Source organism: Pseudomonas sp. (assembly GCF_035277045.1).
GTDB lineage: Bacteria > Pseudomonadota > Gammaproteobacteria > Pseudomonadales > Pseudomonadaceae > Aquipseudomonas.
In genome coordinates this window covers 12,974-31,447 of record NZ_DATELE010000145.1, presented here as the reverse complement: position 1 = coordinate 31,447, position 18,474 = coordinate 12,974, and the positions used below count along the sequence as shown (strand labels likewise).

Here is an 18,474-nt window from a genome sequence, read left to right as displayed (position 1 = left end):
TGGAAGCTAACCATGAACAACAATAATAGCCTGCTACGCCACATTCCGTGGTTGGTGGTGGCAGTCCTAGGGGCCGCTGCGCTCGGGGTGGTTGCCCTGCGCCGCGGCGAGGCCATCAATGCCTTGTGGATCGTGGTCGCGGCGGTCGCCATCTACCTGGTCGCCTATCGCTACTACAGCCTGTTCATCGCCACCAAGGTGATGCAACTGGACTCGCGCCGGGCGACCCCGGCGGTGCTCAACAACGATGGTCTGGACTACGTGCCGACCAACAAGCACATTCTCTTTGGTCACCACTTCGCCGCCATCGCTGGCGCCGGCCCCCTGGTCGGTCCCGTGCTTGCCGCGCAGATGGGCTACCTGCCCGGCACGCTGTGGCTGATTGCCGGCGTGGTGCTGGCCGGTGCGGTGCAGGACTTCATGGTCCTGTTCCTGTCCACCCGGCGTAACGGCCGCTCCCTGGGCGACATGGTGCGCGAGGAAATGGGCCGCATACCCGGCACCATCGCCCTGTTTGGCTGCTTCCTGATCATGATCATCATCCTCGCGGTGCTGGCGCTGATCGTGGTCAAGGCCCTGGCCGAAAGCCCGTGGGGCATGTTCACCGTCATGGCGACCATCCCGATCGCCATGTTCATGGGCATCTACATGCGCTACATCCGCCCCGGCCGGATCGGCGAGATTTCGCTGATCGGCGTGGTCCTGCTGCTGCTGTCGATCTGGGCAGGCGGCCTGGTCGCGGCCGACCCCGCCTGGGGGCCTGCCTTCACCTTCACCGGCGTGCAGATCACCTGGATGCTGGTGGGCTACGGCTTCGTCGCGGCGGTGCTGCCGGTCTGGCTGGTGCTGGCGCCGCGGGACTATCTCTCGACCTTCCTCAAGATCGGCACCATCGTGGCGCTGGCGATCGGTATCCTGGTGCTGGCGCCGGAGCTGAAAATGCCGGCGCTGACGCAGTTCACCGATGGCACTGGCCCGGTCTGGAAGGGCACGCTGTTCCCGTTCCTGTTCATCACCATCGCCTGCGGCGCGGTCTCCGGCTTCCATGCCCTGATCTCCTCGGGCACCACGCCCAAGCTGCTGGACAATGAAACCAACGCCCGCTACATCGGCTACGGCGGCATGCTGATGGAGTCGTTCGTGGCCATCATGGCAATGGTCGCGGCTTCGGTGATCGAGCCGGGCGTGTACTTTGCCATGAACAGCCCCGCGGCCGTGGTCGGCAGCGATGTCGTATCGGTGGCCCAGACGGTCAGCAGCTGGGGCTTCGCCATCACCCCTGAGCAGCTCGAAGCGACCGCCCGGGACATTGGCGAGCATACCGTCCTGGCCCGCGCCGGCGGTGCGCCTACGCTTGCCGTGGGCATCGCGCAGATCCTTCACCAGGTGCTGCCGGGTGAAAACACCATGGCGTTCTGGTACCACTTCGCGATCCTGTTCGAGGCGCTGTTCATTCTCACCGCGGTCGATGCCGGTACCCGTGCCGGGCGCTTCATGCTGCAAGACTTGCTCGGCAGCTTCGTGCCGTCGCTCAAGCGCACCGAATCGTGGGGCGCCAACCTGCTCGCCACCGCGGGCTGCGTGGCACTGTGGGGCTATCTGCTGTACCAGGGCGTCATTGATCCGTTGGGCGGCATCAACACCTTGTGGCCGCTGTTCGGCATCTCCAACCAGATGCTGGCCGGTATCGCGCTGATGCTCGGTACCGTGGTACTGATCAAGATGAAGCGGCAGCGCTATGTCTGGGTCACCCTGCTGCCGGCCGTGTGGCTGCTGATCTGCACCACCACCGCGGGCCTGATCAAGCTGTTCGACCCGAACCCGGCGGTGGGCTTCCTGGCCCTGGCCAACAAGTACAGTGTGGCGCTGGACGCCGGTCAGGTACTGGCTCCGGCCAAGGACATCGGCCAGATGCAGCATGTGATCTTCAACGCCTACACCAACGCCGGGCTGACGATCCTGTTCCTGGTGGTGGTGTTCAGCATCCTGTTCTTCGCCCTCAAGGTCGGCTACGCCGCCCTGGGCCGCAAGGAGCGCAGCGACAAGGAAACCCCGTTCCAGGCCTTGCCTGACGCGTAACCAAGAGGAATGCAGTGATGTTCAACGACCTCGGTCGGCTGGGTAAATACCTGGGGCAGGCGGCCCGCCTGATGGTCGGCATGCCCGACTACGACACCTACGTCGAGCACATGCAGTCCAAGCACCCGGACAAGCCGGTGATGAGCTACGAGGTGTTCTTCCGCGAACGCCAGGAAGCCCGTTACGGCGGCAAGGGTGGGCCCAAGTGCTGTTGAAACGCAGCTGCTGAGGGCGTTTGAAACCTGTGGGAGCCCGGCATGCCGGGCTCCCACAGTCATTTTTCGTACAGGAGATTTTCCGTTTGCACGCACCTATTCCCGTCACAGTGCTCAGCGGCTTCCTGGGAGCCGGCAAGACAACCCTGTTGCGTCACCTGCTCAAGGCTGAACACGGCCTGAAGATCGCCGTGATCGAAAACGAATTCAGCGACGCCGGCATCGACACCCAGCTGCTGGGTGACGAGCCGGTGCAAGTGATGACGCTGGCCAACGGCTGCGTCTGCTGCAGCATCCACACCGACCTGACCAAGGCCTTGTTTCTTCTGCTCGAGCGCCTGGACGCCGGTGAGATCGCCTTCGACCGCCTGGTGATCGAATGCACCGGCCTCGCCGACCCGGCGCCGGTGGCGCAGACCTTCTTCATCGAGGAAGAGCTGCGTGATCGTTATATCCTCGACGGCATCATCACACTGGTCGACGCTGCCCATGCCGACGAGCACCTGACCCAGTCCATCGCGCAGGCCCAGGTCGGTTTCGCCGATCGCCTGCTGCTCAGCAAGACCGACCTGGTCGAGCCCGCCGTCGTCGAGGCCCTGACCGAGCGGCTGACCCGCATCAACCGCCGCGCCGCGATCCGCGTGGTCGAGCATGGCCGCATCGACCTCGCCGAACTGCTCGACGTACGCGGTTTCAACCTCAACGACGACCTCGGCGCCAACCTCGCCCCGACCCTGCGCCCACTGCGCGCGCCCGCTACACCCGACCGCATCTCCAGCCTGGTCCTGCGCACCCGTACGCCGCTCGACATCGACCGCCTCAGCGACTTCATGAACGAACTGCTCGAAGACCATGGCAAGCAACTGCTGCGCTACAAAGGCGTGCTCAACATCGCCGGCGAAGACCGCCGGCTGGTGTTCCAGGGGGTTCTGAAGCTGTACGGTTTTGATTGGGATACCGAATGGGCACAAGGCGAGCCGCGAGAGAGCGTCATGGTGTTCATCGCCGATGAACTGCCGGAGGAAAAGATCCGGGCGGGGTTTGAGGCATTGAGCTGAGGTAGTGCATGCCTTGGGATTTGTAGAGGCCAAGAGAGTGAGCGCAGCGCACCACTGAATGTGCGCTTGGGGTCTTGTGGCGCTGGGGATATCGAGCGCCCCGCGAACCCACAAAAAAGCCCGGCATCAAGCCGGGCTTTTCAGATCAGGCAGTCGCCAGTCAGTTACCGTAAACCGGCAGCTTCTTGCAGATGGCCTTGACCTTCTCGCGAACGGCGTCGATCACCGCTTCGTTGTTCAGGTCGGCGAGGATGTCGCAGATCCAGCCGGCCAGCTCGCGGCACTCGGCAGCCTTGAAGCCACGGGTGGTGACGGCAGGGGTGCCGAAACGCAGGCCCGAGGTGACGAACGGGGAACGTGGGTCGTTCGGGACCGAGTTCTTGTTGACGGTGATGAACGCCTTGCCCAGGGCAGCGTCCGCGTCCTTGCCCGAGATGTCCTGCTTGATCAGCGAGAGCAGGAACAGGTGGTTCTGGGTGCCGCCGGAAACGACGTCGAAACCACGCTCGATGAACACTTCGGCCATGGCCTGGGCGTTCTCGACGACCTGCTGCTGGTAAGCCTTGAACTCAGGCTGCAGGGCTTCCTTGAAGCAGATGGCCTTGGCGGCGATGACGTGCTCCAGCGGGCCGCCCTGGGCGCCTGGGAAGACAGCGGAGTTCAGCTTCTTCTCGATGTCGGCGTTGGCGCGCGCCAGGATCAGGCCGCCACGTGGACCGCGCAGGGTCTTGTGGGTGGTGGTGGTGACCACGTCGGCGAATGGCACCGGGTTCGGGTAGACGCCAGCGGCGACCAGACCGGCCACGTGGGCCATGTCGACGAACAGGTAGGCACCGACCTTGTCGGCGATTTCGCGGAAGCGGGCGAAGTCCAGCACCTGCGAGTAGGCGGAGAAACCGGCGACAACCATCTTCGGCTTGTGCTCGAGGGCCAGGCGCTCGACTTCGTCGTAGTCGATCAGGCCGTTGGCGTCGATACCGTACTGGATGGCGTTGTACAGCTTGCCCGAAGAGCTGACCGACGCGCCGTGGGTCAGGTGACCGCCGTGCGCCAGGCTCATGCCCAGGATGGTGTCACCGGCCGACAGCAGGGCCAGGTAGACGGCAGCGTTGGCCTGGGAACCAGCGTGCGGCTGGACGTTGGCGTAGTCGGCGCCGAACAGTTCCTTGGCACGGTCGATGGCCAGTTGCTCGACCACGTCGACGTATTCGCAGCCACCGTAGTAACGCTTGCCCGGGTAGCCTTCGGCGTACTTGTTGGTCAGGACCGAACCCTGGGCTTCCATGACGGCGGGGCTTGTGTAGTTTTCCGAAGCGATCAGCTCGATATGCTCTTCCTGGCGCTGGGCTTCTTGCTCCATGGCGGCAAAGAGATCGGCGTCGTACTTGGCAATGGTCAAATCACGGCTGAACATGGCGGTCCTCAAGGATCGGGCAGAAAAGGGGGGCATTCTACCCCATCGCTCGAGGCCTGGCATATGAAACGGCGTCATGTCGCAGACCAATGGGATTCATGGCCGCGGGCGCGCTCCCACGGTTATCCGAGCATGAACAGCGTCTCGTTGCTGAACTGCGCCTCGAACTGGCTGGCGGGCATCGGGCGGCCGAACAGGTAGCCTTGGACTTCGTCGCAGCCATGCTCGCGCAGAAACTCCAGCTGCTCGTGGGTTTCGACACCTTCGGCGATGACCGCAAGATTGAGGCTGTGGGCCATGGCGATGATCGCGCGGGCGATCTGCGCATCCTGTTCGCCTTCAGGCAGGCCGTCGACAAAGGTGCGGTCGATCTTGAGCACATCGATCGGGAACTGCTTGAGGTAATTGAGCGATGAATAGCCCGTGCCGAAGTCATCGACCGCGATACTCAAGCCCAGGTTTTTCAAGCTGTCGAGAATCAGCATGGCTTCGTTGACCTCGCGCATCAGGATGCTCTCGGTCAGCTCCAGCTCAAGGCACGCAGGCGCCAGCCCGGTCTCGTCGAGGATGGTCGCGATGCGCCTGTCCAGCTGGCCGTCGGAGAACTGGCGCGCCGAGATGTTCACCGAGACCTTGGGGACCCGCACCTTGTTGCCGTGCCAGACCTTGAGCTGGCGGCAGGCCTCGCGCAGCACCCAGTCGCCAACGTCGACCACCAGGCCCAGCTCTTCGATCACCGGGATGAAGTCACCCGGTGGCACCAGTCCGCGGCGTGGATGGCGCCAGCGCAGCAGCGCCTCGGCGCCCGTCAGGCGCTTGCCGTCGCCGCTGAACTGCGGCTGGTAGTAAAGGATGAATTCGTCCTGCTCCAGTGCATGGCGCAGGTCGCTCTCCAGCTCCAGCCGCTCCAGGGCGCTGGCGTTCATGTCGGCCTGGTAGAACTGGAAGTTGTTCTTCCCGCGCTCCTTGGCGTGGTACATCGCCGTGTCGGCGTTCTTCATCAGCTGGCTCAGCTCGTCGCCGTCCTGCGGACTTAGCGCGATGCCGACACTGGCGGTGACGAAGAACTCACGGTTTTCCAGCACGAACGGCCGCACCAGGCTTCCAAGGATGCTCTCGGCCACGTGGATCGCGCGGTTCAGGGCCATCTCCCGCGAGGCGCGAGGTTGCAGCAGCAGGGTGAACTCGTCGCCGCCCATGCGCGCCACGGTATCGTCGCCGTCCACGCAGTCGAGCAGACGCTCGGCCATGTCCTTGAGCATGCGGTCGCCCGCCGCATGGCCGAGTGAATCGTTGATCGGCTTGAACCGGTCCAGGTCGAGGAACATCAGCACCACCCACGACTTGTTGCGCTCGGCCTGCTGCAGGGCGGTGTAGAGGCGGTCCTGGAACAGCGTGCGGTTGGGCAGGTGGGTCAGGGCATCATAGTAGGCCAGGCGATGGATGCGCTGCTCGCTGGCTTTGCGCTCACTGATATCGGTGAAAAAGCACACGTAGCTGGCCAGGTCGCCTTCGTCGTCGAGCACCGCCGTGATGCCGACCCAGGCCGGGTAATGCTCGCCACTGCGGCGCTTGAGCCAGACCTCGCCCTCCCAGGTCCCGCGCTGGTGCAGTTGCTTGAGCACATAGCGCAGGTGCGCCCGTTGCTGGTCATCGACGGTGAGCATGCTGGGAAACTGGTCGAGCACGTCGGTGACGGCATACCCGCTGACCCGGCTGAAAGCCTCGTTGGCCTGGACGATGTAGCCTGCCGGGTCGGTGATCAGGATCGCCGAAGTCGAGTGCTCGAATACCGTCGCGGCCATGCGCAAGTCCTTCTCGGCACGGCGTTGCTGGCTGATGTCGCGGCCCACGCCCAGCAGCCCCTCGAAGCGCTCCTGGTCGTCCCACACCAGGACCAGGCGCAGCTCGATGGGGATCTTGCGCCCGTCCGCGCGCAGACAGTCGAACAGGAAAAACTGGGTCGGCATCTGGCTGTGCAGCCTGGCCAGCTGCTGGTTGTCACCCAGCACCGCATGCACCTGCTGCATCAGCTCGTACAGCCCGCTGAGCTGCGCCGGATTGGCGATGGTCGACTGCCAGCCATGCTGGAAGATCCACTCGGAGGTGTACCCCAGCACCGTTTGCACGGAAGGGCTGACGTAGTTGAGCTGCAACTGGTTGTCGGTGGAGAAGATCACGTCGCTGATGCTCTCGGCGAGCATGCGGTAGCGCTGCTCGCTGTCGCGCAGCGATTCGCTGGAGGCGATCTGCACTGTCACGTCCTTGCCCACGCCGACCACGCGGGTCACCAGGCCCTCGGCGTCGCGGGTCAGCACTTGCTCGCGGATGTCGTAGCAGCGCCAGCTACCTTCACGGTGACGGAATCGCAGCTGGCAGTGCAACGCCTGGCCATGGCCAGTGTCGCGTTGTTGCTGGCGTAGCTGGCGGTAGTGCTCGGCATCCTCCGGATGCAGCAGCAATTCCCAGAAGCGGTCGCCCATCTGTGTGAGTTCGGCGCGGTCATAGCCCAGGGTCTGGCCCAGATGACGGTTGCTGAAAATCATCCGCTGGCTGTGCACGTCCTGCACATAGAGCTGGTCGGGCACCGTGCGCACAACATCCGACCAGAAGCGCTCGCGTTCGAGCAACGACAGCTCCACCTGCTTGCGGCTGGTAATGTCGCTGATGCTCAGGATCACGGCCTGGAAGTCGCGGCGCTGCTGCGGCAGGCGGGCCATCAGCCACAGATGCAGGTCACCGCCCGTCGGCGCGCCAAGACGCACCTCGAGCTCGAGGTGCGAGCGCTGCCCGATCAAGGCATCGATCAGTTGCATGCCCACGCTTTCCCGACCGTCGCCACTGCCGTCGATCAGGCGCTCCCAGGCGCCCTGGTGGCAATTGACGTTGAGCAGTTGCCGGGTCACCTGGTTGATTTCGGTGATCTTCAGCTCTTGCAGCAAGGTACGGCGCAGGGCCGGGTCCAGCGCCAGGCTCTGCTTGAGCGCAGCCCGGTTGCGCAGGTGATGGCGATCGAGCTGGCCTGGCAGGCTGGAGAGATCAAGCACGCACAGGGCGACGCCTGTGCCTTCGAAAATTTCCTGGTAACGCCGCCGATCCTCCTGCAGGGCCTGCTGGCGGCGCCGCATGTTGACCAGCGCCAGTACCGGCAGCAGCGCGCAGATCAGCACAAGCAGGCATTTGCCGAGCAACGGGGGCAGCAGTTGCTGGCGCACCTGGCCCGCATCGAACAGGCCACGCACCTGCCAGCTGCTGTTGTCGATATGCGCCAGCAGCACGCTTTGCAACGGCTCGGCGTTGGCCACCGCCGGTACATGACGGCCTACCACCTCGGCGCTGCGCACGTTCTCCAGCACCCAATGCGGCCGGTAAGGCCCATCCAGGTGGCGGGCAAGCTCCTGGTGGTAATCGGCGGAAAACTGCAGCAGCCAATAGCCGGGGCGTTGCTCGCCGGGCTGGAGCAGCAGCAGCTGGATAGCCTGGTTGCCCGGGCTATTGCCATAGAAATAGGCGCGGCCTGGATCTCTCTGCAGATATTCGTCAAACAGCTGGCGTGCTGGCGCGCCAGGCTGGCTGTCGGCAAGCGTCCGGCCATCGGCATCCAGCCAGACAATGCCCTGCAGCATGGGCATCTGACGCTGCAAGGTCTGGAGAAGGGCAGGCAGGGCCGATGGCGCCGGCGGTTTGACGTGGAGCTGGACCAGGTTCAGCGCCTGCTGGGCTTTGAGCGCCATGTTCAGGGACAGGTGATCGGCCAGCTCCGCCGTGGCCTCCACGCTCTGGCGACGCAGGTCAGCCTGGGTATGGCGGAACTGGGCGAACAGTTGCCACAGCAGCAAACCCAGCAGAATCAACGCAAGCAGCGCCAGCGCGCCTTTCAGGGAGCCGCGCAGGGGCGCCGCCGCGGCAGAGGCGCCGGGCTCGGTACGCAATAGCGGCGGCAAAGAGAGATTGGTCAAGCGTTGATCCTGCGATAAGGCTGGCGATGGCAGGGATGAACCGGATGCATGGGTCGTGCCGGGCGGGCGCACTATAAGCCCGGCGGTCGAGGCCGGCTAGCATGCCCGCAAACGTGGCAAAGTGCCAGTGGTGTCGATGAGGGGTCGCGGCCCTTGCCGGCGCATCGGTCGGCATCGGCCGGCAACCTGTGCGAAAATGCGTTCGCTTCATTTAAATGCTTTGGAGATGTAAGGTTTTGGTTATCCACTATTCCACCAACGGCAGCGATTCTGCCTGTGGTCGCAACAGTCAGTCCCTGGTCAGCACGGCGCAGGCCGCCGAGGTTTCGTGCAAGTCCTGCCAGCGTTCGCTGGCCAAGTCCGATGGCGCCGCTGCCCTGGTTGGCGTGCGCAAGAGCCCTTCGTTGGCTGAGTTGCGCAAGTCCACCCGCAAGCCTCGACAGGCGAGTACCTTCTGCGCCAAGTCCAGCTGGCGCGAGCGCCTGTCCGCGCAGTCCGATCGCTGCCGCCTGCCTCGTGGCATGGCCAGACAGTCCCACGTCTGATCTTCCTGGCGCTGTGCCGGCTTTGCCGGCATGGCCTGCCATCTGCCCTTCTGCGCAACGCCGCGTCTTGGCGTAGAATGGTCGCCTTTGTTCAATGACACCCCGTGAACACATCATCGGATAGCCCCGGCATCTGATCGGCAGGCGCTGTCGCAGAGCCTGCCGCGGTTTTTCGTCGATGTCTTTACCCCATATCTGATAGAGGGCTTGGTTTTGGCTCAATACGTCTACACCATGCATCGGCTGAGCAAGGTCGTGCCGCCGAAGCGGGAAATCCTGAAGAACATTTCGTTGTCGTTCTTACCGGGCGCCAAGATTGGCGTGCTCGGCCTCAACGGCGCCGGCAAGTCGACCTTGCTGCGGATCATGGCCGGCGTCGACAAGGAATTCGACGGCGAAGCGCGTCCGATGCCCGAGCTCAATGTCGGCTACCTGCCCCAGGAGCCGCAACTCGACCCGAGCAAGACCGTTCGCGAGGTGGTCGAGGAAGCGGTCAGCGTGATCAAGGACGCCCAGGCCCGCCTGGACGAGGTCTACGCGGCCTACGCCGATCCTGACGCCGACTTCGACAAGCTGGCCGCCGAACAGGCCAAGCTCGAAGCCATCCTGCAGGCCGCCGACGGCCACAACCTCGAGCGCCAGCTCGAAGTCGCCGCCGACGCCCTGCGCCTGCCGGCCTGGGAAGCCAAGATCGAGCACCTGTCCGGTGGCGAGAAGCGCCGTGTGGCTCTGTGCCGCCTGCTGCTGTCGGCCCCCGACATGCTGTTGCTCGACGAGCCGACCAACCACCTGGATGCCGATTCGGTGGCCTGGCTCGAGCGCTTCCTGCACGACTTCCCGGGCACGGTGGTGGCGATCACCCACGACCGTTACTTCCTCGACAACGTCGCTGGCTGGATCCTCGAGCTCGACCGCGGCGCCGGTATCCCGTACGAAGGCAACTACTCGGGCTGGCTGGAGGCCAAGTCGGACCGTCTGGCGCAGGAATCCAAGCAGCAGAGCGCCCACGAAAAGGCCATGAAAGAGGAACTTGAGTGGGTGCGCAAAGGCGCCAAGGCCCGCCAGTCCAAGTCCAAGGCCCGCCTGGCGCGCTTCGAGGAAATGCAGTCGCAGGAATTCCAGAAGCGCAGCGAGACCAACGAGATCTACATCCCGGCCGGTCCGCGCCTGGGCGACAAGGTCATCGAGTTCAAGAACGTCAGCAAAGGCTATGGCGATCGCGTCCTGATCGAGAACCTGTCGTTCGCCATGCCCAAGGGCGCTATCGTTGGCGTTATCGGCGGTAACGGTGCCGGTAAGTCGACCCTGTTCCGCATGCTGATGGGCAAGGAACAACCTGACTCGGGCAGCATCGAGATCGGCGATACCGTGCAACTGGCCTGCGTCGACCAGAGCCGCGAGGACCTGGACGGTGGCAAGACCGTGTTCCAGCAGATCTCCGACGGTTCGGACCAGATCCGCATCGGCAACTACGAGATCCCGTCGCGCACCTATGTCGGTCGTTTCAACTTCAAGGGCGGCGACCAGCAGAAGTTCGTCAAGGACCTGTCCGGTGGTGAGCGTGGCCGCCTGCACCTGGCCCTGACCCTGAAGGAGGGCGGCAACGTCCTGCTGCTCGACGAACCGTCCAACGACCTCGACGTCGAGACCCTGCGTTCGCTCGAGGAAGCCCTGCTGGACTTCCCGGGCGCGGCCATCGTGATCTCCCACGACCGCTGGTTCCTGGACCGCGTGGCCACCCACATTCTGGCCTACGAGGATGACTCGAACGTATTGTTCTTCGAGGGCAACTACACCGAGTATGAAGCCGATCGCAAGAAGCGGTTGGGTGATGCCGCCGCCCAGCCGCATCGCGTACGCCACAAGAAGCTGGCCCAGTAAGCCGGTTTTGGATGCACAGGAATGGGGCCCTCAGCGGCCCCATTTTTGTGCCTGAATTTCAGCGATTGCCCCGATTTTCAGCGCCAGCTTTGTATACACGAACATAAATGCACCAAAAATATTCATAAATACGACATATCGCCCTGTTCCAGTGCGACTAATTCTTGATAGAGTCCGGAGAAAATTCCTATAAGTCCAATAATCTGGTGAATCTTTTCATGATCGAATCCGTCGACGATTTCCTCACGCGCCTCAAGCAACGCGATCCTGTCCAGGCTGAATTCCACCAGGCTGTGGAAGAAGTCCTGCGCAGCTTGTGGCCGTTCCTCGAAGCCAATCCTCACTACCTGCAAGCCGGCATCCTCGACCGCATGGTCGAGCCTGAACGCGCGGTGCTGTTCCGCGTGTCGTGGGTCGATGACCAGGGCAAGGTCCAGGTCAACCGCGGCTATCGCATCCAGATGAACAGCGCGATAGGCCCCTACAAGGGTGGCCTGCGCTTCCACCGCTCGGTGAACCTGAGCGTGCTGAAGTTCCTGGCCTTCGAGCAGGTGCTCAAGAACTCCCTGACCTCGCTTCCCATGGGCGGCGGCAAGGGCGGTTCGGATTTCGATCCGAGGGGCAAGAGCGACGCCGAGGTGATGCGTTTCTGCCAGGCGTTCATGAGCGAGCTGTATCGGCATATCGGAGCCGATGTGGACGTGCCCGCCGGTGATATCGGTGTGGGCGCCCGGGAAATCGGCTTCATGTTCGGCCAGTACAAGCGCCTGGCCAACCAGTTCACCTCGGTGCTGACCGGCAAGGGCATGAACTACGGCGGCAGCCTGATCCGTCCCGAGGCCACCGGCTACGGCTGCGTGTACTTCGCCGAAGAGATGCTCAAGCGCCAGGACAAGCGTATCGACGGGCGCCGCGTGGCCATCTCGGGTTCCGGCAACGTGGCCCAGTACGCCGCACGCAAGGTCATGGACCTGGGCGGCAAGGTGATCTCGCTGTCCGATTCCGAAGGCACCCTGTACTGCGAGGCGGGCTTGAACGATGAGCAGTGGGACGCTTTGATGGAGCTCAAGAACGTCAAGCGTGGACGCATCAGCGAGCTGGCCGAGCGTTTCGGACTCGAGTTCCGCAAGGGCGAGACCCCGTGGAGCCTGCCTTGCGAAATCGCCCTGCCATGCGCGACGCAGAACGAACTCAACGCCGAAGATGCCCACGTCCTGCTGTGCAATGGCTGCCTGTGCGTGGCGGAAGGCGCCAACATGCCGACTACGCTCGACGCGGTGGATATCTTCATCGAGGCTGGCACCCTGTTTGCCCCGGGCAAGGCCTCGAACGCGGGCGGCGTGGCGGTCAGCGGGCTGGAGATGTCGCAGAACGCCATGCGTCTGTCGTGGACCGCGGGTGAGGTGGACAGCAAGCTGCACCACATCATGCAGTCGATCCACCATGCCTGCGTTCATTACGGGCAAGAGGCCGACGGTACTGTCAACTACGTGAAGGGCGCCAACATCGCAGGCTTCGTCAAGGTTGCCGACGCCATGCTGGCCCAAGGCGTGGTCTAGTCCTCGCCTGGCCCGACGGTAACGACCTCGATCATCTGATTGCCTGCCGGTCGTTGCCATAGCACTTCATCACCGGGGCCGGCGCCAAGCAGCGCCCGGCCCAGCGGCGAGCCCCAGTTGACCAGGCCGCGCGAGGCGTTGGCCTGATCCTCGCCCACCAACTGCACGGTGTGCTCCTGGTCGTTCTCATCGATGTAACGTACCCGGCTGCCGATCTGCACCTTCTCCTGCGAGGTGGCGGGGGGGACGACCACTGCGCTTTGCACCCTCGCGCGGAAATAACGCAGGTCACGGTCGATGTCGGCCAAGCGCTGCTTGTCGGCGCGATCGCCCAGTGCGGCCAGTTCGCTGCGCAGCGCGTCAAGCCCTGCTACCCGCTGTTGCAGCAAGGCCAGGCCACTGGCGGTGACATGATTGGGTTGCGCGCTGACCCGGCGCTCCACAGGCTGGCTGGCCTGGGCGGCGGCGTGGTCTTCGTTGACAAATGCTCGGCTCATGGAAGGCCTCCTTTTGCAGAGGACCCCAAGAGCGGGCGGCAGGTTGCAATGATGTGCCAGATGGAGCTCAGACTGTGGTTCACATGGTCGTGAGCAACTGTCTTCACCTGATTACTCTCGGTCCGGCATCGCCGGGCTGGCATGGCCAGATCGGTCTACGTTAGTAGTTGTACCACTTCAGCTCCAGCATCACTTCGTTCTGCGCACTCGCCAGTTGGCTGAACTCACGCGTGGCGCTCAACCGGATCCCAAGGTCGCGCGACACTTCCCATTGCTGGTTGAGGCTCAGGCTACGGCGCACTTCGCCATTGGTGAAGTAGTCCCCCTTGGCTTCAAGACTCAGGTTGCCTAGCCCGTTCCGCCACAGCACGCCGGTATTGAACCCCGCCGCCGGTGCGATGAACTGGGCGAAATCGTTGTGGTGCTCGACGCGCACGGTGCCCAGCGCAAAACCCAGCAGGCCATCGGCCAGTTCCCACGTGCCACCGGCACCGCCATTGACGTGGCTGACCAGCACTTCATCAGCGTGCTTGCCCGGCACGCGCTCAAGGCCGCCCGCCACCTGCCACGACCAGGGCTGCAGCAGCTCGTTACGCGGGGTCAGCGAGCGGATGGTAGCCAGGTCCAGGCGCTGCACCTGCCAGTCATTGCCTTCGTACTGGCGCAGCTTGAGTTGAAGGATCTCGATCTGCGCGCCCAAGGGGAAACCGTAGGCGTTGTCATTAAGGTCGTGGTAGGCCATGCGCAGGCCGTACTCGGCGAAGGCGCGGTCTTCACGGGTCCCCACGCCCAACTGCCACGTGCGCGATTGATGACCGTTTTCGGGCAGCCCCGGGCGCTCGATATCCAGCGCCGGCGGCGGATTGCGGTTGATCGCCCGGAGCAGCTCGAAACTGCGTTTGGCGCGTGCAGGATCCCGTTCCTGGCCGGTCGCGCGGTAGCGTTCCAGTCGAAAAGCCGCGTCCTGCACCAAGGCCTGGCGGTCCCGGGGCAGGGCGGTGAACTCGGGGGCCTGCAGCCTGGCGGTGTCGGCACTAAGGGCCAGCACCTGCTGCTGTTCGGCGCCGTCGAGGGGTTCGGCGCGGGCCAGCAGTTCTCGCTCACGCGAAGGGCGGTAGCGGGTGCTCTCCACCAGACCGGCCTGCTTGACGGCCTTCACCGTGTCGGTGGGGATGGCGGTCAGTGCGAACTGCGATGTCAGGTCAAGGCTGGGCCGTGCCACTTGCAGCAACTCCAGCAGGCGGTACGAGCAGTTTTCGTCGAAGAAGAAGTAGTCGAACCGGATCTGCTTGAGCTCCCAGACATGCTCCACCATGCGCCCGGTTTCCTCGGGGGTCAGGTTCAGCTGGTACTCCCACAGGTCGCGGTTCTCCAGGCTGCGGTATTCGGAGAGCTTTTCCTGGTAGGGGACCATGGCGAACAGGCCGGGATAGCCACCCATCAGGCCTTTCCAGGCATAGAGGATACTGTTGTCGCTGCCCTCGACATAGGCGCCGAAGTTGATCGCGTAGCTGAGCAGCGAGGTTTCGTCGCGCTTGGCCGCGGCCTGGTCGATACGCAGCAGGGTGTGGCCGAACATCGAGGACGGGCTGTTCAGGTAGGCCGCGGGAAACACCAGCACGGCGCTGTCAGGCGAGACGTCCTGATACCAGCGTTGATACGCCTGGCAGTCCGGTTGCGGCAGGCCGGTGAGCTGCAACTGTTCTTTCAGCCAGCGCGCGCGTGCGGGGAACACGCACTGGGCATGCTTGTCGCCCAGGCTTGCCGGCGCGTACAGGGCGTCCAGGGTCGCGCGCAGCTCGCGATCGGGATGGTGGGCGCCGTCCTGGGCAAGGAAGAAACGCTCGTCATCGACATAGCTGCGCCAGCCCCCGAGCTTGCCGGTCTCGTAATGTCCGATCGCAATCCAGTAGCGGTCGTTGGCCAGCTGTTGCAGGCGCGCGGGGTCCGGCGGTTGGGCAGCATGAAGCGGGGCGCTGGCACAGAGCGCCAGGCAGGCAAGGCGTTTGAGCATATCGGGCAACTACGTCTGAATGATGCCGAAAGAAGGGTAGGCAATACCCCGCCCCCGTGGGGGCAGGGCGCGCCGGACTCAGGCCTGGGTGGCGTATTTGGCCAGGCGTGGGTCGTTCTTGAGGACGGCGAGGGTGTTGCTGTGAACGTCTTCGGCGGTCACCTCGGCGCTGTTGAAGATCTGCTGGAAGTGCTGGTGAGTGACCGAAGCGAAGTGCGCGCGGTCCTCGGGCGCCACGCCAAGCACCACGGCGTAGGTCGTCAGGGCTTCGCCCTGGCCCTTGGCCATGTCTTCGGAAAGCTCGTTCATCATGCCGTTCATGGCAAACCAGGACTTGCCGCCATAGGTCAGCGAGGCGTTGGTCGAGCAGCCGTTGGTGCCGGAGGTCATGCCAAAAGTGGCGTTGCCGGACGTGCCATTGGTGGTGGAAGCGAGGAAGTGGGCCGGCGTGCCGCGCTGGCCCTCGAACAGCATGTTGCCCCAGCCGCAGTCCGGGCCGCCTGGCGCCTGGGCCATTGCGTTCAGGGAAACCGCGGTGAACAGAGTACCCAGAAGAATCCGTTTCATAGCTTTGTTCTCTTTTTGCCAAAGGACAGGGTTTTCTGGCGATACGGCTGCCAGGTCGGGGATGCAAAGCACCCACCCGCGCAGCTTGGAGTTTAGGCACGATCCAAAGGTTGCGTGGCTTATTGCGAAAAATTGCAGGGATGAACGCGTGCGCCTGCATCGCGTTGGGGCCTTGCAACCCGCGTCGAGGCGGCGCCAGAATGCCGACATCTGCCCCGCCGAAGTAAGGAAGCCCAATGCCCGATCCTGTCGCTGCGAGCCTGCGTCTTGCGCCTGAAGCCCTGACCCGGCGTTTTTCCGCTGAACAGTTTGCCTTCACCAACACCGATGACCTGGAGCCTTTCCGTGGTGTGCTGGGCCAGGAGCGTGCCGTCGAGGCCCTGCAGTTCGGCGTGGCCATGCCGCGCCCCGGGTACAACGTATTCGTCATGGGAGAACCTGGCACCGGGCGCTTCTCGTTCGTCAAACGTTACCTCAAGGCCGAGGGCAAGCGTCAGCAGACCCCGTCCGACCGGCTCTACGTCAACAACTTCGACGACCCGCGCGAACCACGCGCACTAGAGCTGCCGGCCGGTACCGCGGGCGAGTTCTGCGCCGACATGAACGGGCTGATCGACAACCTCCTGGCGACCTTTCCTGCGGTGTTCGAGCACCCGTCCTACCAGCAGAAGAAAAGCGCCATCGACCGCGCCTTCAACCAGCGCTATGACCGCGCTCTGGATGTGATCGAGCGTGCGTCGCTGGAAAAGGACGTGGCCCTGTACCGTGACAGCAACAACGTCGCCTTTACCCCGATGAGCGACGGCAAGGCGCTGGACGAAGCCGAGTTCGCGCAGTTGCCTGACGAGGCACGCGAGCGCTTTCATGACGACATCGCGGCGCTCGAGGAACGCCTGAACGAGGAGCTGGCCAGCCTGCCCCAGTGGAAGCGGGAGTCGAGCAACCAGCTGCGCCAGCTCAACGAGGAGACCATCACCCTGGCACTGGAGCCATTGCTGGCGCCACTGTCGGAAAAGTACGCCGAAAACGCGGTGGTCTGTGCCTACCTGCAGTCCATGCAGCTCAACCTGCTGCGGACCGTGGTCGAACAGCTGGTCGACGATAGCAAGACCGATGCCGTGGCGCGCAAGCTGCTCGAGGAGCAGTACGCGCCGAGCCTGGTGGTCGGCCATCACGCCCACGGCGGCGCGCCAGTGGTGTTCGAGCCGCACCCGACCTACGACAACCTGTTCGGGCGCATCGAGTACAGCACCGACCAGGGCGCGCTGTACACCTCCTACCGCCAGCTGCGCCCGGGCGCCTTGCACAAGGCCAACGGCGGATTCCTGATCCTTGAAGCCGAGAAGATGCTGGGTGAGCCTTTCGTGTGGGATGCGCTCAAACGCGCCCTGCAATCGCGCAAGCTGAAGATGGAATCGCCGCTGGGCGAGCTGGGCCGCGTCTCGGCCATCACCCTCAACCCGCAGATGATCGCGCTGAACGTCAAGCTGGTGATCATCGGCTCGCGGCAGTTGTACTACGCGCTGCAGGACCACGATCCGGACTTCCAGGAGATGTTCCGCGTTCTGGTCGACTTCGACGAAGACATCCCCATGGTCGACGAGAACCTGGAGCAGTTCGCCCAGTTGCTCAAGACCCGCACCAACGAGGAGGGCATGGCGCCGCTCACCGCCGACGCCGTGGCGCGGCTGGCCACCTACAGCGCGCGACTGGCCGAGCACCAGGGGCGCTTGTCGGCGCGTATCGGTGACCTGTTCCAGCTGGTGAGCGAAGCCGATTTCATTCGCCAGCTCGCCAGCGACGAGATGACCGACGCGGGCCATATCGAGCGCGCGCTGCGTGCCAAGGCCACGCGCACCGGCCGGGTGTCGGCGCGCATTCTCGATGACATGCTCGCCGGGATCATCCTGATCGACACCGAAGGCGCGGCCATTGGCAAGTGCAACGGGCTGACGGTGCTGGAGGTGGGCGACTCGGCCTTTGGCGTGCCAGCGCGGATCTCGGCCACTGTCTATCCAGGCGGCAGCGGCATCGTCGACATCGAGCGTGAGGTCAACCTTGGCCAGCCTATTCACTCCAAGGGGGTGATGATCCTCACGGGTTACCTGGGCAGCCGCTATGCCCAGGAATTCCCGCTGGCGATCTCGGCGAGCATCGCCCTAGAGCAGTCCTACGGTTACGTCGACGGCGACAGCGCCTCGCTGGGCGAGGTCTGCACGCTGATCTCGGCGCTCTCCAGAACGCCGCTCAAGCAGTGCTTCGCCATCACCGGTTCCATCAACCAGTTTGGCGAGGTGCAGGCGGTTGGTGGGGTCAACGAGAAGATCGAGGGCTTCTTCCGGCTCTGCGAAGCCCGCGGGCTCACGGGCGATCAGGGCGTGATCATTCCGCGTCCCAACGTGGCGACACTGATGCTTGATGAGCGCGTGTTGCGAGCGGTGGAAGCAGGCAAGTTTCATGTCTATGCGGTCAGCCAGGCCGACGAGGCGCTGAGCCTGCTGGTGGGCGAGCCCGCCGGGGCGCCGGACGCGGAGGGTCAGTTCCCGGAAGGCAGCGTCAATGCGCGGGTAGTGGAGCGGTTGAGCTTCATCGCCGAGATGGTCAGCGAAGAGGATATCAAGGAAGCCGAGAAGGACCGTCTTGAAGAGGTACTGGCCCAGGCCAAGCCTGTCTAAGTCAAGAAACC

General features: G+C 63.9%; 10 protein-coding genes and 3 pseudogenes. 7 read left to right on the top strand and 6 right to left on the bottom strand.

Annotated elements, in window-relative coordinates:
- The first annotated feature begins 12 nt into the window (after positions 1-12).
- The 3 genes from VJS90_RS06520 to yjiA all read left to right on the top strand — a co-directional run bounded on the left by VJS90_RS06520 (position 13) and on the right by yjiA (position 3,352).
- Positions 13-2,079: a carbon starvation CstA family protein gene (locus tag VJS90_RS06520; RefSeq protein ID WP_324120214.1), complete on the top strand. Its 2,067-nt coding sequence runs from the start codon at positions 13-15 to the stop codon at positions 2,077-2,079.
- 17 nt (positions 2,080-2,096) lie between these two features.
- Positions 2,097-2,294 (top strand): YbdD/YjiX family protein, encoded by a 198-nt coding sequence (locus tag VJS90_RS06515; protein ID WP_324120212.1) that lies wholly within the window; start codon positions 2,097-2,099, stop codon positions 2,292-2,294.
- Between the two features lie 86 nt (positions 2,295-2,380).
- Positions 2,381-3,352, top strand: a complete 972-nt coding sequence (yjiA, locus tag VJS90_RS06510) for a GTPase (RefSeq protein ID WP_324120210.1) — start codon at positions 2,381-2,383, stop codon at positions 3,350-3,352.
- A 160-nt stretch (positions 3,353-3,512) separates the two neighbouring features.
- Here the strand turns inward: yjiA and glyA are convergent, their stop codons facing one another.
- The 3 genes and pseudogenes from glyA to VJS90_RS21820 form a co-directional block, all read right to left on the bottom strand.
- Positions 3,513-4,766 (bottom strand): serine hydroxymethyltransferase, encoded by a 1,254-nt coding sequence (gene glyA / locus VJS90_RS06505; RefSeq protein ID WP_324120208.1) that lies wholly within the window; start codon positions 4,764-4,766, stop codon positions 3,513-3,515.
- A gap of 122 nt (positions 4,767-4,888) precedes the next feature.
- Positions 4,889-7,873: pseudogene (locus VJS90_RS06500) on the bottom strand (sensor domain-containing protein); the annotation flags it as partial.
- A 533-nt stretch (positions 7,874-8,406) separates the two neighbouring features.
- Positions 8,407-8,725 (bottom strand): annotated as a pseudogene (locus VJS90_RS21820) (hypothetical protein); the annotation flags it as partial.
- 236 nt (positions 8,726-8,961) lie between these two features.
- Here VJS90_RS21820 and VJS90_RS21815 point away from each other — a divergent pair.
- The 3 genes and pseudogenes from VJS90_RS21815 to gdhA all read left to right on the top strand — a co-directional run.
- A pseudogene (locus tag VJS90_RS21815) lies at positions 8,962-9,144 on the top strand (hypothetical protein); the annotation flags it as partial.
- A 339-nt stretch (positions 9,145-9,483) separates the two neighbouring features.
- Positions 9,484-11,151: an energy-dependent translational throttle protein EttA gene (gene ettA, locus VJS90_RS06490; protein WP_324120202.1), complete on the top strand. Its 1,668-nt coding sequence runs from the start codon at positions 9,484-9,486 to the stop codon at positions 11,149-11,151.
- Positions 11,152-11,369: 218 nt separating this feature from the next.
- The gene (gdhA, locus tag VJS90_RS06485) at positions 11,370-12,710 is read left to right on the top strand and encodes an NADP-specific glutamate dehydrogenase (protein ID WP_324120200.1); all 1,341 of its coding nucleotides are present in this window, start codon (positions 11,370-11,372) and stop codon (positions 12,708-12,710) included.
- Here gdhA and VJS90_RS06480 read toward each other — a convergent pair.
- From VJS90_RS06480 to VJS90_RS06470, 3 genes are all read right to left on the bottom strand, one after another.
- The gene (locus VJS90_RS06480) at positions 12,707-13,207 is read right to left on the bottom strand and encodes a GreA/GreB family elongation factor (protein ID WP_324120198.1); all 501 of its coding nucleotides are present in this window, start codon (positions 13,205-13,207) and stop codon (positions 12,707-12,709) included. The two genes, gdhA and VJS90_RS06480, sit on opposite strands and share 4 nt — an antisense overlap.
- Positions 13,208-13,367: 160 nt before the next feature.
- A complete protein-coding gene (locus tag VJS90_RS06475) occupies positions 13,368-15,221 on the bottom strand; it encodes a DUF4105 domain-containing protein (RefSeq protein ID WP_324120196.1) in 1,854 nt (617 codons plus the stop codon).
- Between the two features lie 78 nt (positions 15,222-15,299).
- The gene (locus VJS90_RS06470; RefSeq protein ID WP_324120194.1) at positions 15,300-15,788 is read right to left on the bottom strand and encodes a DUF3015 domain-containing protein; all 489 of its coding nucleotides are present in this window, start codon (positions 15,786-15,788) and stop codon (positions 15,300-15,302) included.
- Between the two features lie 236 nt (positions 15,789-16,024).
- On the opposite strand from VJS90_RS06470, the gene VJS90_RS06465 reads away from it, so the two are divergent.
- On the top strand, positions 16,025-18,463 hold the full coding sequence (locus tag VJS90_RS06465) for a Lon protease family protein (RefSeq protein ID WP_324120192.1): 2,439 nt from the start codon (positions 16,025-16,027) through the stop codon (positions 18,461-18,463).
- The last annotated feature ends 11 nt before the right edge of the window (positions 18,464-18,474 follow it).

Coding starts and splice junctions, on each gene's coding strand:
- gdhA (WP_324120200.1), top strand. CDS start 11,370: ATGATCGAATCCGTCGACGATTTCCTCACGCGCCTCAAGCAACGCGAT.
- VJS90_RS06520 (WP_324120214.1), top strand. CDS start 13: ATGAACAACAATAATAGCCTGCTACGCCACATTCCGTGGTTGGTGGTG.
- VJS90_RS06480 (WP_324120198.1), bottom strand. CDS start 13,207: ATGAGCCGAGCATTTGTCAACGAAGACCACGCCGCCGCCCAGGCCAGC.
- VJS90_RS06470 (WP_324120194.1), bottom strand. CDS start 15,788: ATGAAACGGATTCTTCTGGGTACTCTGTTCACCGCGGTTTCCCTGAAC.
- VJS90_RS06475 (WP_324120196.1), bottom strand. CDS start 15,221: ATGCTCAAACGCCTTGCCTGCCTGGCGCTCTGTGCCAGCGCCCCGCTT.
- glyA (WP_324120208.1), bottom strand. CDS start 4,766: ATGTTCAGCCGTGATTTGACCATTGCCAAGTACGACGCCGATCTCTTT.
- VJS90_RS06465 (WP_324120192.1), top strand. CDS start 16,025: ATGCCCGATCCTGTCGCTGCGAGCCTGCGTCTTGCGCCTGAAGCCCTG.
- VJS90_RS06515 (WP_324120212.1), top strand. CDS start 2,097: ATGTTCAACGACCTCGGTCGGCTGGGTAAATACCTGGGGCAGGCGGCC.